This window comes from Bartonella sp. CR127HXZ, assembly GCF_042194555.1.
Classification (GTDB): Bacteria; Pseudomonadota; Alphaproteobacteria; order Rhizobiales; family Rhizobiaceae; genus Bartonella; species Bartonella grahamii.
This window is the reverse complement of record NZ_JBHIMZ010000001.1, coordinates 107,788-122,561: the sequence shown is the minus strand read 5'-3', so window position 1 is coordinate 122,561 and position 14,774 is coordinate 107,788. Positions and strand designations below refer to the sequence as shown.

General features: G+C 35.8%; 13 protein-coding genes. 8 read left to right on the top strand and 5 right to left on the bottom strand.

Going from position 1 to position 14,774, the window contains the following annotated elements; genetic code table 11:
- Window positions 1-480: 480 nt before the first annotated feature.
- The 6 genes from ACFIKY_RS00500 to ACFIKY_RS00475 all read left to right on the top strand — a co-directional run bounded on the left by ACFIKY_RS00500 (window position 481) and on the right by ACFIKY_RS00475 (window position 8,618).
- A complete protein-coding gene (locus tag ACFIKY_RS00500) occupies window positions 481-837 on the top strand; it encodes a hypothetical protein (protein ID WP_375644573.1) in 357 nt (118 codons plus the stop codon).
- Between the two features lie 181 nt (window positions 838-1,018).
- The gene (locus tag ACFIKY_RS00495) at window positions 1,019-1,381 is read left to right on the top strand and encodes a hypothetical protein (RefSeq protein WP_375635759.1); all 363 of its coding nucleotides are present in this window, start codon (window positions 1,019-1,021) and stop codon (window positions 1,379-1,381) included.
- Between the two features lie 217 nt (window positions 1,382-1,598).
- Entirely contained in the window at window positions 1,599-1,961 is a 363-nt protein-coding gene (locus ACFIKY_RS00490) for a hypothetical protein (RefSeq protein ID WP_375635760.1), read from the top strand.
- A 615-nt stretch (window positions 1,962-2,576) separates the two neighbouring features.
- A complete protein-coding gene (gene thrC / locus ACFIKY_RS00485; RefSeq protein ID WP_375635761.1) occupies window positions 2,577-3,974 on the top strand; it encodes a threonine synthase in 1,398 nt (465 codons plus the stop codon).
- Between the two features lie 83 nt (window positions 3,975-4,057).
- Window positions 4,058-5,332: a M16 family metallopeptidase gene (locus tag ACFIKY_RS00480; protein ID WP_375635762.1), complete on the top strand. Its 1,275-nt coding sequence runs from the start codon at window positions 4,058-4,060 to the stop codon at window positions 5,330-5,332.
- Between the two features lie 400 nt (window positions 5,333-5,732).
- Window positions 5,733-8,618 (top strand): EAL domain-containing protein, encoded by a 2,886-nt coding sequence (locus ACFIKY_RS00475; protein ID WP_375656001.1) that lies wholly within the window; start codon window positions 5,733-5,735, stop codon window positions 8,616-8,618.
- 42 nt (window positions 8,619-8,660) lie between these two features.
- Here ACFIKY_RS00475 and ACFIKY_RS00470 read toward each other — a convergent pair whose 3' ends face one another.
- A complete protein-coding gene (locus ACFIKY_RS00470; protein ID WP_012754832.1) occupies window positions 8,661-9,245 on the bottom strand; it encodes a YqgE/AlgH family protein in 585 nt (194 codons plus the stop codon).
- A gap of 71 nt (window positions 9,246-9,316) precedes the next feature.
- Here ACFIKY_RS00470 and ACFIKY_RS00465 point away from each other — a divergent pair, with 71 nt between their 5' ends.
- Window positions 9,317-10,195, top strand: coding sequence for a protein-disulfide reductase DsbD domain-containing protein (locus ACFIKY_RS00465; protein ID WP_375635764.1), 879 nt, complete (start codon window positions 9,317-9,319; stop codon window positions 10,193-10,195).
- 27 nt (window positions 10,196-10,222) lie between these two features.
- On the opposite strand, the gene rnhA is transcribed toward ACFIKY_RS00465, so the two are convergent.
- The 4 genes from rnhA to cyoE all read right to left on the bottom strand — a co-directional run bounded on the left by rnhA (window position 10,223) and on the right by cyoE (window position 13,828).
- On the bottom strand, window positions 10,223-10,690 hold the full coding sequence (rnhA, locus tag ACFIKY_RS00460) for a ribonuclease HI (protein WP_375635765.1): 468 nt from the start codon (window positions 10,688-10,690) through the stop codon (window positions 10,223-10,225).
- A 5-nt stretch (window positions 10,691-10,695) separates the two neighbouring features.
- Window positions 10,696-11,655, bottom strand: a complete 960-nt coding sequence (locus ACFIKY_RS00455; RefSeq protein ID WP_375635766.1) for a homoserine kinase — start codon at window positions 11,653-11,655, stop codon at window positions 10,696-10,698.
- The gene (ispH, locus tag ACFIKY_RS00450) at window positions 11,655-12,710 is read right to left on the bottom strand and encodes a 4-hydroxy-3-methylbut-2-enyl diphosphate reductase (RefSeq protein ID WP_375635767.1); all 1,056 of its coding nucleotides are present in this window, start codon (window positions 12,708-12,710) and stop codon (window positions 11,655-11,657) included. The genes ACFIKY_RS00455 and ispH overlap by 1 nt, the downstream gene beginning before the upstream one ends.
- A 182-nt stretch (window positions 12,711-12,892) precedes the next feature.
- On the bottom strand, window positions 12,893-13,828 hold the full coding sequence (gene cyoE / locus ACFIKY_RS00445; RefSeq protein WP_375652858.1) for a heme o synthase: 936 nt from the start codon (window positions 13,826-13,828) through the stop codon (window positions 12,893-12,895).
- 311 nt (window positions 13,829-14,139) lie between these two features.
- Here cyoE and ACFIKY_RS00440 point away from each other — a divergent pair, with 311 nt between their 5' ends.
- On the top strand, window positions 14,140-14,715 hold the full coding sequence (locus tag ACFIKY_RS00440; RefSeq protein WP_375635769.1) for an invasion associated locus B family protein: 576 nt from the start codon (window positions 14,140-14,142) through the stop codon (window positions 14,713-14,715).
- Window positions 14,716-14,774 lie beyond the last annotated feature (59 nt).

Here is a 14,774-nt window from a genome sequence, read left to right as displayed (position 1 = left end):
TATTATCTAATGCCGATCTTTCAGCACTCATAAATGTCTCTGAATTGATATTCTGCTATACACTGCTTTACATCACAGTAATATGCTGTTCACATTGGCGAGAAAATGATAATATCATTTATCTCTATCCAATTCGAGCTCTACTTTATACTATGAGCGAAATGTATATTTTTAGTATCTATAAATGTATTTAAAAAAATAATATTAATATCATTTTATAAAAATTATGCGATCACCACATGTTATTTATATATAACACATAACGAAATATTTCATAAAATTTTAAAAAATATTTTTGTAATTATTACTGTTACATTTTTACAATAATGTTTATAAAAAATTATATTTATATTTTTATATGTATTTTTATTATTGACTAAAAATACATATTGAAATATCTAAATTATATATAGTGTGAGATATATAAACATTATGTATATTTTCTTACATATATAACTTAAAAATATTTGAGGTAAAGTTATGGTCAAAATATTTAAAAATTATATCTTAAGCACTTTTATAGCGAGCACTTTTTTTATTTCACAAACTGTAACTGTTAATGCAAACTATTTGAAAAACGATACTCCAAAAGAGGAACTTTCTGTTTCCCCAATGGAACAAGTAAAGTATGCGAAATCTGATGTAGTTTCTACGACTGCTTTCTATGTTCCATCTGTAAATTATCAAACAGAAAATGGAACAACAGGTGAAGGGAAAATTGAAAAGGTCGTTGAGCCTATGACTGTAGGAGTGGGACTATTGTTTGCTGGATATGCAATGAGCTTTATAGGATCGATAATAAGTTGGATAAAGGACATAGTGTTGATGTTCAAATAATTCAACCTCGTCTAGAACTCTAGAACAATAGCTTCATAATGAAGCTATTGTTCATTGTAAGTAATTACATAATGGAGCTTATCTTGCTACAAAATATAAATGTTGTAGATTATATCCAAATATCCAAAGTATAAATTTACGCATATATATATTGAATAGTATAAAATATTTGAGGTAAATTATGATTAAATTGTTTAAAAATCATATGTTAAGTATTTTCATTATGTCTGCCTTTTTTCTTTCACAGGTTGTAAATGTGCATGCAAACTATTTGCAAAATAATACTCATCGTGAAAATATTTTTGTTTCTGCAATAGAGCAGAAAAAACAGGATGCAGTCCATACCGTTTCTCTCTATAGCCCCATTCTAAGTCGTGGAGTGGATAATGAACCTACTATTGAAGGAAAATTTGAAAAGGTCGTTGAACCTCTTACACTCGGAACCTTTGGTGTTGGGATGGCAATTGGATATGCATCAAGTACGATAGGCATGTTTTTAGGATGGATAATAGGTAAAATAATATCGTATTTTAAATCTCGTTAAAATTGAAATCTTATCAGAATAAAACCTTCTCATACGAAATATAAACTATGGATATATTCTGTATTTATCCATTGTTGATGACAAAAAACTAATGAATTAGTGCACATTAAGAATGAAAAAGCTTTAAATGCTTCTGTTTCTCTTAATGTGCACTAATTCTGCCGATGCATCTATTCAATTCAGAGTAAAATAAAAGTAAAAGTATTGGTGATAAATTATGATTAAAGTATTGAAAACTTACGTATTAAATATTTTTATAGCAGTTTCTTTTTTGCTTTCACAAGTTATAAATGTTCATGCCAATCATTTGAAAAATGATTTTCAATGGGAAACTGTCTCTCTAATAGAACAAGGAAAGAAAAAAGCTATCAATATAGCTACTCTTTATGTACCAAGTTTCACTCATGGAGCAAAAAGTGAAACTGCCATTGAAGGAAAATTTGAGAAAGTGTTTGAACCAATTACGTTAGGAGTTTTTTCTACAGCAGGAGCTTTGGGTTTTGGATTCTTGACTGGATCTATTATGGCCATATTTAGCGGGATAATCGGATGGGCAATAGGAAAACTTAAAGGCAAATAATTCAAAGATACTCAGTTATTTTTTCTATTTAAAATAAGAATATTTTACAGCCTGCTTCACATCATTTAGCAGGCTGTCGTATGTTTTCTATGGATAAAAGTTAGGTTACCATACTGTATAGAACAAATATAATATCTATAATAATAATTAAGCTAAACAAAAATTATTCAAAGTATAGATTTGCGCACGCAATGCCATAAAATTACCTTACAAATCTTCCAGTGTGAATTTTGATCTGTATCATTTCAATATTCATTTTAGCAGATTTAATTGTTACAAAGTATAAGAGCATAAAATAACTATAAATGATTGAGTTTTACAAAAAAAAGTTCTTCAATAAATACCATTCTATCTATTTGATTTTATTATTTAAGAAGATGCACAAGTGAAGATACGTTGTAAAATTTAAGTAAATGAATAATAGAGGGAAAATTTTCGACTTTAACAGATTTTCTGTGAACATTTGACGTTTATATCTCAAAAATAAAAATGCTTAAGAATATTTCCTTTCATTATTGAGTTAAAAACTCTATCCATTTAATAATTTAAATATTATGAAAAACGTGAAATAAATAACTTCACCAATTTGCCAGAAATAAAAAAAGGATAAAACGTATGGAATATATCAGCACGAGAGGTGAAGCTCCTGCTTTAAGCTTTACGGAAACGATCATGACAGGATTGGCAATTGATGGGGGACTTTATCTGCCAGATAAATTTCCTCAGCTATCATTTGATGCGTTACGAGCACTTCGTGGTCAGTCCTATACAACAATTGCTAAAACTATTCTGTGGCCCTTTGTGAATAACGAAATCGAATATACAGCTTTTGAAAATATGATCGCTGAATCTTATGCAACCTTTCACCATCCAGCAATCTGTCCGTTACGACAAACTGGAGCAGATGAATTTATCCTTGAACTCTTTCATGGTCCTACTTTAGCTTTTAAAGATGTCGCAATGCAGTTTCTTTCTCGACTGATGGATTATGTTTTGACTGAAAAAAATAGATGTGCAACGATTATTGCTGCAACATCAGGTGATACAGGAGGGGCTGCGATACAAGCTTTTGCTGGAAAAGAACACTCAGATATTTTTATTTTATTTCCTAAAGGACGTGTATCACCTGTTCAACAACGGCAAATGACAACCAATCAATGTTCAAATGTTCATGCCATTGCCATTGAAGGAAATTTTGATGATTGCCAAGCTCTTGTCAAAGCAATGTTTAATGACCACAATTTTCGTAAAAAAAGAGCGCTTTCAGGTGTTAACTCTATAAATTGGGCGCGTATCATGGCGCAAATTGTTTACTATTTTTCATCTGCACTTTCCTTAGGGGCTCCTGATAGAGCTGTTTCATTTACTGTTCCTACTGGAAATTTTGGTGATATTTTTGCAGGTTATGTTGCAGCCCGTATGGGATTACCCATTGCTCAACTGGTCATCGCAACGAATGATAACGACATCCTTGCACGTACATTGACCAGCGGTACTTACGAAACACAACCAATAGTCCATACAACATCACCTTCTATGGATATTCAGGTCTCTTCTAATTTTGAACGTTTGCTCTTTGAAAGTGGTAATCGTGATCCAATGTGGATTCGCAATGCAATGGACAACTTGAAACAATCAGGACGTTTTACTCTTGATGAAAAGCAACTCAAAAATATTCGTTCCCTATTTTCTGCTGGGAAAAGCAACATGGCTGCAACAGCTCAAACAATTAATAGTGTCTATAAGGAAAGTGGCTATCTTGTTGATCCACATACAGCCGTCGCTCTTCAAGTAGCGCGTAAAAACAAAAAACCGCATATTCCAATGATCGTCCTTGCCACGGCTCATCCAGCTAAATTTCCTGATACTATTAAAAGTGCTTGTGGACTTCATGCCCCATGGCCATCTCATCTCAATGATGTAATGAAACGCAAAGAACACTTTATAAGTCTTGCTAATGATGAAAAAATAGTAAAAGATTATATCTCTTTAAAATCGCATGCATCTTATTAAAGTTAGCTGCATTAACTTAAATCAAGAATATTCTAATACCCTTACAATGAGGTATTTAACTTATTTAATGGAGTTGTAAATACATGGATGTAGATATATGTCGCCTTAGTAATGGCTTGACTATCGCCACACATACAATGCAACAAATTGATAGTGTTGCCCTCGGAATATGGGTTAAAGTGGGCTCACGCAATGAAACCTCCACACAGCATGGTATTGCTCATCTTCTTGAGCATATGGCTTTTAAAGGAACCGAAAACCGCACTGCTTTTCAAATTGCAACCGATATTGAAGATGTTGGCGGTGAAATCAATGCCACCACCAGTATTGAAACAACAGCTTACTTTGCACGTGTACTTAAAAGCGATATCCCACTTGCTATAGACATTTTAGCCGATATTTTAATGCATTCAAAATTTGACGACAATGAACTAGAACGAGAAAAACAAGTAATATTTCAGGAAATTGGTGCCGCTCATGACACTCCTGATGATATTGTTTTTGATCACTTTACAGAAACAGCCTTTCGTCATCAATCCCTTGGACGCTCTATTTTAGGAACAGCTAAAACTATCCAATCATTTACATCTACTGATCTCCATGATTTCATCAATAAACAATATAGTGCAGATCGTATGATTGTCGTTGCTGCAGGAGCTGTAAAACACGAAAGTTTCTTGCGAGAAGTTGAAAGTCGTCTTGGTACTTTTCGCTCCCATTCAACCGCACCTCTTACTAATCTTGCAAATTATGTTGGTGGCGACTTTCGTGAATATCGCGATTTAATGGATACACAAGTTGTTCTGGGGTTTGAAGGGCGTGCTTATCACGCGCGTGATTTTTATGCGGCCCAAATTCTTTCAATCATTCTTGGTGGTGGTATGTCTTCACGTCTTTTTCAAGAGGTAAGAGAGAAACGTGGATTATGCTATTCTATTTATGCTTTTCATTGGGGATTTTCAGATACTGGTCTTTTTGGTGTTCACGCAGCTACCGGACAAGAAGGGCTCAAAGAACTTATTCCCGTGATTCTTGATGAACTTTCCAAGGTCAGTAAAAACATTCACGCCAATGAACTGCAACGAGCACAAACGCAATATCGTGCGAATCTGACAATGTCACAGGAAAATCCCTCTAGTCAAGCACATCTCATTGCTCGCCAAATACTCCTTTATGGTCGACCAATTCCAATATCGGAAACAATTGAACGCCTCAATCTCATCACTCCTAAAAGATTAACTGATTTAGCACATCGTCTTTTTACAAATTCCACTCCAACACTAACTGCTGTCGGACCTGTAGGACCCCTCATAAATTTTGATGATTTAACGTCAACTCTTTCATACAAGCTAAAGTAAAAAACTTCTTTTCAAAACAGCATCACAATAACATACACATATTTTATCGTAAAATTTACCACAAAAGCTCTTCTCATTAAATAAGTTTTGGAAATATTGGGCAAAGAAGCGTACAAAACTACCCAATTCATACTTCATGTGATAAAGATTCTAATGAGTGAAGGTATATCCATGAAATCTGGAAATTCATGGTTTAACTTTGCCCTTTTAACATATAAAACTTCATTCGCTTCAAGTTCCATTGAAGCAAATGGACATGTGGTCTATTTGTATACAAAACCACATAACTTAAGAAAAAGTGATAACAATTTATTATGTAAATAAATTATAAAAGGTGGACGTTTTTTCTCAAAAATCGAAATGAAAATTAAACATCCTAAAATATTGAGAGTGGGACATTGTGAAGAGTTTGCGTAAAATAATTGATATCATTTTCATTGTAGTCGTTAGTTTTCTTGTCCATCTTACATCAGCACAAGCAATTGAGCCAGTTAAAATTTCTTCTCAGGATGCTGCTCTTGATCTCTCAAAAGCAATTGAAATTCACCATACAAACAGCTCTATTTTTCAAACAAGTACAGCGCCAGGACCAGATGGTATTGTATGGCGTATTGAAGTGCAGGCAAAAAATGAAAAATTTTCCGGAAATTGGGCAGTCTTTTCTCTTGCAAATCCAACAGATGAACAAGTCGATCGTCTCATCGTTGCCCCCCATTACCGCATGGCGCGTTCTGGATTTTTTTGGCCAGATCTTGGATCAGAAAGGATTCAATCCATAACGCCAAGCGAAGGGTTTTCCCTCGATCGTCAACTTAGTGCAAACTCTGACATCTTTCGTATTACCCTTAACCCTGGTGCTGTTGTTACATTTGTGGCCGAACTTAACTCTGCAAATCTACCGCAAATCTATTTATGGCAACCTGAAGCTTATAAAGATGCAATTAATTCTTATACGCTTTATCATGGTATTCTTCTTGGTATATCTGGTCTCTTAGCGCTTTTGTTAACTGTTCTCTTCGTCGTCCGTGGAACAGGGCTGTTTCCTGCAACAGCAGCTGTTGCTTGGGCTGTGCTTTTTTATATTGGTATTGACTTCAACTTTTTAAATAAATTCTTTGCAGTTACACTCACAACACAACCAATCTGGCGTGCTGGTACAGAAGTAGCACTTACTGCTACACTCTTCATTTTTCTTTTTACCTATCTCAGCCTTAACCGCTGGCATTATCATTTTAGTTACGGTGCTATCGCTTGGACCATTGCCTTTTGCAGTCTAGGAGCCTTTGCTATTTATGATCCAATCAGAGCAGCTGGAATTGCGCGTTTGTCTTTTGGTCTTACCGCTGTGCTTGGTATAATATTAATCATCTATTTCTCAATCAGAAGCTATGACCGCGCCATTATGCTTATCCCAACATGGTTGCTCATTAGCTTTTGGTGTATTGGAGCCTATGCCTGCATAGCTGGATATTTAAACAATGATATTATCCAGCCAGCATTAGCGGGAGGATTAGTGCTCATTGTTCTTCTCATCAGCTTTACTGTCCTGCAACAAACTTTTTCTAATGACGCTTTCCATGAAGGAATATTTTCCGATCTTGAACAACAAGTACTCGCAGCAAAGGGAGCTGGAAATATTATTTGGGATTGGAATATTGAGCGTGACCGTATTGTTGTACATCCAAACATGGCAACCCTTTTTGGTACTGAAATTCATAACCTCAATGGACCTATGCGCAACTGGATTTCAGCCTTGCACCATGATGATCGTGAACGCTTTCAAGCCGTATTAGATATCATTCTTAAAAATAAAAAAGGGCGCATTGATCAAATTTTTCGGCTTTCTTCCGGTGGTGGTTATTATCATTGGTTTTCTCTTCGTGCACGTCCGGCTATGCAAAAAGATGGGAAAATCACACGTGTCATTGGAACCATTGTCAATATTACTAACCACAAAAAATCCGAAGAACGCTTATTGCATGATGCAATCCACGACAGCTTAACCGGCCTTCCTAACCAACAAATTTTCTTCGATAGACTACAAAATTATACCTCTTTGGCGAAAGCAAATATCAAAATTAGACCGACTGTCTTTATGATTGATTTTGACAATTTTCGCCAAATTAATCGCAAATTAGGCATAGCAGTTGGGGATACTGTACTGCTTATAATCGCACGTCGTTTAAACCGTCTCATTAATTTTCAAGACACCTTATCGCGCCTTTCAGCAGACCGCTTTGCAATTATTTTACTCAGTGAAACTGAACCACAAAAAATTGCAGCATTTGCAGATCATTTGCACAAAACAATTTCAGCACCTATTTCACTTTCAGAAAACAAAATAATCCTTTCAACGTCTATCGGATTGGTTACATGGAGTGAAAGCCGATCGACGGCTAAAGATATTTTTAATGATAGTGAATTAGCGATGATTCGTGCAAAACAAATGGGTGGAAACCATATTGAACCTTTTCGTCCTAATTTTCGCACTTTGGGTCTCGAACATAATACTCTGGAGAAAGATGTTCATTATGCCATAAAACGTAATGAGATAAAAATCCTCTACCATCCTATTCTTAATTTATCAGACGGACATATTATTGGTTTTGAAACAATTGTAGAATGGCATCATCCCACTTATGGAAATTTAAATGTCTCTGATTTCATAAAAATCGTAGAAAACGAACAAATTGTTATGAATTTGTCACAATTTATCATCGATAATGCCATTATCGATCTTATAAATGTACAAGAAAAGTTTTCCCAACAATCTTTCTTTATTTCAATTAATTTACCAAGCGCAGAAATGATTCATCCTCGTTTTATCAGTCAATTGCGCGCCGCTTTGCTTCGTCATCCGCTCCACAAAGGACGTTTGATGATTGAAATATCTGAATTTGTCTTAAGAAATAATCCTGAACAATCAGCGCACTTTCTCGAACAAATTAAAACACTTGGAATGAATCTCGCACTCGATAATTTTGGAACAGGTTATTCGTCTCTGACCTATCTCGTACGTTATCCATTTGATATGGTTAAACTTGATCGTTCACTTATTTCAATCGACTCCCTTAAGAAGAAAATTGTTCTCAAGTCTATCATTAATATGGCAACAGATCTTAATTTGCAAATTATCGCAGAAGGTGTTGAAAATGAAAAAGAAGCGATCTTCCTCCGTCAAGAAGGCTGTAAATATGTTCAAAGCACACTTGTAACGAAACCGATTGCCATAGAAGAATTAATTACGCTCGTTCAGAGCCATTTCCCTTATAAAGTAAAAACATAAGGGATAAAATAACGTGTAAAGTTAAAAAGCTTAGAAAAAACTCTATGCATGTCCCATTTCAGAAGCAAGATAAGTTGGATCGATACCCATGCGTGTTAAACTTTTATCATACTTGCAGCTTAAATCGCTTTCAAAAAGAAAACTAGGTGATGTAGAACTGATTAGCCAACCATTTGTAGAAATTTCTGCCTCAAGTTGCCCCGCTTTCCATCCAGCATAACCTAATGCTACCAGTGCATGTTGCGGACCTTGTTCGCAACTGATCGCTTTTAATATATCAATTGTCGCAGTAAAACAGACCTTATCTGCAATAAAAACAGTTTCTTCACAAGCATAATCATCTGAATGAAGGACAAAACCACGCGAAGGATCAACAGGACCACCATAGCGAACTGGAAACTGTTTTATTGGTTCAGAAAGACTTTTTTTTTGGCCACTGTCTATGACTCCCAAGTGAAGCAAAAGCTCTGGAAAATCAATATGATGCAATTGATTGAGAATAATGCCCATCGCACCGGCATCAGAATGCGCGCAAATGTAAATAACAGAACGAATAAAGCGTTTGTCATTCATCCCAGGCATTGCTATGAGTAATTGTCCACCTAAAAAGCCATTACACCGCTTCATTAATTTGTTATTCTCCATAATTTACATGATAAAAGTTTGTTCATTTAGTACACTAGGAAAATAAAACTCCAATGAAAAAAAGTCATATATTTACAAATTTACAAAATATCGCAACTTTCTTTTATAAAAATCTTTTAGTTACTTTAAGCTTAACATTCATAGTTTTAGAATTACTTAACATTCCTGTAAATGCTCAAAAAGGACAAAAACTCCAGCTTTTCGCAACATCTTGGTATGAATCAGATGGTGGTCGTATCCGATTAGCGATCACCGAACCTTCTCTTTCTGGAATAAGAGAAGGCATTATTGAGATTGTGCTTAAACCAGGATGGAAAACTTACTGGCGTAATCCAGGTAATTCTGGCATGGCACCGTTTTTTAATTTCAACCAACAGGTTTCTTATGAAATCTTTTATCCTACCCCACAGCTTTTTGAAACAGAAAATGATTGGTCATTAGGCTATAAAGATAAAGTAATATTGCCCTTCAATCTTTCTGGTTCAAGCAAAAATTTAAGTGGTGCTTTCACTCTTGGATTATGTAATAAAATCTGTCTTCCATTTACTGTTAACTTTGATTTTTCGCCATCTGCTCTTAAAAATAAACATCTTCCTGCTTCCTTCTTAAAAAATGCCCAAGATTCTTTGCCCCGCATGATGCAGAATGCACTAAAAATAAGTGCCGAAAAAAATAACAGTACCCTTCTTATAAAAATACAAAATAACAACAAAACCACTCCTTCCTCTCTCTTTTTAGATGGAGGAGAAATGCAAATTGGAGCAGCAAAAAAAGTCAGTGATAACGCAGAATATACACTCTTCAGTGCTCCACTCTATTTCGCTCCAGAAGAAATAAACCAAAAAATTTTTTATACAGTTTCTTTTAAAGATTACGCCTTAAGTGGAACATTCATATTCCATACGCAGCCAACCCCTCTTGTGACTCCGTAATAAAAGAAAAAAGCTATCAAACAGCAATTATGCTGTAAAATGTCCATTTTCGCGATATTGAGTAATTGCTTTGCGAGCAAGGGCATCTGCGCGTTCATTTTCTGGATGTCCCGCATGCCCTTTTACCCAGTGCCATCTGACTGTATGACAAGAACAAGCATCCTCAAGAGCTTGCCATAGCTCCATATTTTTAACAGGCTTTTTTGATGCGGTGCGCCAATTATTCTTTTTCCAATCTTCAATCCACTTAGATATACCGTTACGCACATAAACTGAGTCTGTATAAAGGTCGACCAAACAGGGCTCTTTAAGCGCCTTTAATGCACAAATTGCCGCCATGATTTCCATTTGATTGTTTGTCGTATGGACCTTACCGCCATAAAGCTCACGTTCATGACCATTCCAGCGTAAAATTGCTCCCCATCCTCCAATTCCAGGGTTCCCTGAGCAAGCACCATCTGTATAAATTTCAACGACTTTTTGTTGAGTTGCCATAAAATTTAAAAACCTAATTCACTTAGCGAATTTACATTACTGAAAAAACAAAGCTTGTGCCAATACTCCCATGGATCTTTCTTAATAACAAAGCTATTAGGCGGTGTATTAAACCAATCATAAAGACGTGTGAGTAAGAAACGTAAAGACGCACCACGAGCTAACAAAACAATCTTGTCCAATTCTAAAGGGATCAATGGTCTTATTTTTTGATAATTTTCCAATAACTTACGTGCTTTGGCCAGATTATAGGAATGATCAGGCTCAAAGCACCAAGCATTTAAACAGATCGCTAAATCATAAGCAAAAAAGTCATTACAAGCAAAATAGAAATCTATCATCCCAGAAAGACGATGATTCACAAAAAAGACGTTATCATTAAATAAATCTGCATGGATAATGCCTATTGGTAAATTGAGCGGCCAATTTTCCTGTAAAAAAGCCAATTCAAACTCAATTTTTTGTCCAAATTCTTTTAATAATGCATCTTCTTTTGTTTGACAACGTTGCCACAATACCTGCCAATCCATAACAGAAAGAGTATTTTTACGACTGAGTGTAAAATCCTGTCCTGCTAAATGTAATTGTGCGAGCCCCGTCCCCACTTCACCACAATGATCTATAGTGGGCTGGCGGACCCACTCTCCTTCCAGAAAAGTAATAATAGCAGCAGGGCGTCCTGCTAATTCACAGATCATCATTCCATCATTTTGAATAACAGGTTGAGGACAAGGAATTCCACGCTGTCCTAAATGCTGCATCAAGCGACAAAAAAAAGGTAAATCATCTTTTGAAATACGTTTTTCATAAAGTGTTAAAATAAATCGCCCTTGTGTTGTCTCTAACATAAAATTAGAATTTTCAATCCCCTCCTCTATACCTTGATAAGACAAAAGTGACCCTATTGCATAACGTGTTAAAAACACTTTTAAATCATTTGAATGAATATCTGTATAAACGGCCATTATTCTGCTTTCGTTGTAGACATGTCTGTATTCTGATTTTCATTTTTTGCATTATTTGCTTGACCATTGACGAAAGCCATATCTTGAGACGTTAAAATGACGTCACGTAATTCGCGACTCACTAAAAATTTTTCCGTTTCTACCGCTGTTTCAGCTAATTCTATTGTGACATCATAACGCTCACGAAACGCTGAAATAATTTCATCAATAATAATTTCAGGAGCCGAAGCCCCTGCTGAAAGACTGACAATAGAAAGAGCTTTTAGGTTTTCAAAATTAATTTCATCAGCGCGCTGAACTAAAATAGCTTGCCGCGCACCAGACTTTTCAGCAACCTCTACTAAACGTCGTGAATTAGAAGAATTTGGCGCTCCAACAATCAAAAACAAATCACTCCCCTTTGCTGCTGCCTTAACCGCATCTTGTCGATTCGTTGTAGCATAGCAAATTGACTCAGCCGCTGGGGCCGCTAATGTAGGGAAACGTTGTTGTAATATATCGAGAATTCCTGCAGTATCTTCAACAGAAAGCGTTGTTTGTGTAACAAATCCTAATTTATCTGGATCATTGGGTTGGTAATGCAAAGCATCTTCTATCGTTTCAATAAGCGTCACAGCCCCTTCTTCAAGCTGTCCCATTGTCCCTATCACCTCAGGATGACCAGCATGACCAATCAATATAACATGACGACCATGACGTTGATGTCGTATCGCTTGTTTATGAACTTTCGAGACCAACGGACATGTTGCATCGAGATAAAACAAATTATAGCATCGTGCTTCTTCTGAAACAGATTTTGGTACACCATGAGCAGAAAAAACAACCGGTTGATTGCGATGTTCTTCTGGAATCTCATCAAGTTCTTCAACAAAAACGGCTCCCCGTTGTTGTAATCCCTCAACCACGTAGCGGTTGTGTACAATTTCATGACGAACATATACTGGAACACCATATTTTTTTAATGCAAGGAGAACAATCTGGATAGCACGATCAACCCCTGCACAAAATCCACGTGGACCACAAAGACGTATCGTTAAAGGGGGAAGTCCAGACATAAATCATCCTTAATCTCTACAGTTTTAGCTATATATTCAAACAACCTATCGTTATACACGAATAAGCAATGTAAAAAAACTGGCAATACCATCTTTTGCATAAGAACACACTCTATCGTGTTTTCTTACAATATGTTCTTGCAACAAAGCTCTTTTAAAATTTGTTCTTTCATTTTACGCGACTAAAGAGCGATAAAATACCAAACAAGAGATTCAATCAAAAGAACTCCAAAGATAGCTGCCAAATAAAGTAATGAAAAGAAAAACAGTTTTTTTGCCATCAAAATAGTTTCATTATGTGTATCAGCTTTCCACAAACGATAGGCAAAATAAACAAAGATAATGCTTAAAATTGTTGAAAAAATACCATAAAAAATTCCACCAAGACCAGTAAAGCAAGGAGCAGCTGCGCATAATGCCATCAAAATAGTATAAAATAAAATCTGTTTTTTTGTTGAATGTTCACCTCGTACATTAGGCATCATAGGGATACCTGCTGCCTCATAATCAAGAGATGAAAATAAAGAAAGAGACCAAAAATGAGGGGGGGTCCACATAAAAATGATTAAAAATAATAAAAAGCTATCAATACTCACTGTCCCTGTTGTCACGGCCCATCCAATCATTGGTGGAAAAGCCCCAGAAGCACCACCAATAACAATATTTTGTGGTGTGATACGCTTTAACCAAATTGTATAGATAACAACATAAAAGAAAATCGTAAACGCAAGAAAAAATGCCGCAAACCAATTAATGAAGCTCCCCATAACCAATACCGAAAGCATAGAAAGAACCATGCCAAAAATAAATGCTTTTCGGGAACTGATTTTACCCATAGGAATAGGACGCTTTTTGGTCCGTTCCATCACGGCATCAATGTCAGCATCATACCACATATTCAGTGCTCCCGCACCGCCACCACCGATAGCAATACATAAAATCGCTAAAAAACCATACAACGGATTGATAGAAACAGGCGATACAAGCAAACCAACCAGAGCCGTAAAGACCACAAGAGACATAACACGTGGCTTTAATAACGTGATATAATCACCAATACCGGATTTTGGTGGCGTTGATTTACCATTCACAACCGATAACTCTCCTGAAACTGACATTCCGCTCAAAGCCCTTTTCCATTTCTGTCATTCACAAACCAATATTATCTGACAAATATTATCTAGCGTATGGAAATGATCAATTAAGACCAATCGTATTTTTGAGAAAATATGAAATACCTCGTTCGCACGTATCCCCTAAAAATAGATGGAAATATTGGCAACAAAAATACATTTTTTCAATCAACATTCTCTCCTACATTACAAATGTATCATAAAAATATATCCTATGGATTAATATATTTGGGTAAATACTGATTTTGTGTTATAGTTTTTATGTGGGGAATTCATTTTTTTATGTAAATCTATGCATGGTTGTGTGTGTGTTGAGTCGGATAGGATTTTCTGTGATACTTCATAAATTACTCAAAAAAAGTTTTTTTATTGGTGCTGTTCTTTACACACTTTATAGTAGTTTTATCAATCATGCATTTGCACAAACACCCTATGCGCAAAATGTCCCTGCTCCACAAACCTATGGTGCATGGACAAAAGTTTGTACTCTACCGCCAGGTACACCTAACATGCAGTGTGAAGTTGTACAAAACGTTCATACACAAGGTCGTCATGATATTACCTTGCGCGTTACATTTTATAAACTTCCTAAAAAGCAAGGTGCTTTGATGCGTGTTTTTGTTCCGATTCGCGTTGAATTACGTCCTGGTGTTGGAATTAAAATTGACGATAAAAATATGGGCAGAATGGAATATCGTCGTTGTCTTGGTGATAATTGTGTTGCTGAAGCCTTTCTTAAAGAAGACATATTGCAGCTCTTTTTAAAAGGAAAAATGGCAACTTATTTTATTTTTACAACTCCTGAACAAGGGATTGGAGGTTTCGTTGACCTTCATGGTCTTGGCGACGCCTATGCAACCTTACCTACATGAATGAAATCGATACACTTTATACGATTAAAATCTCATCGTATATTTTGAAAGCTTCTTAA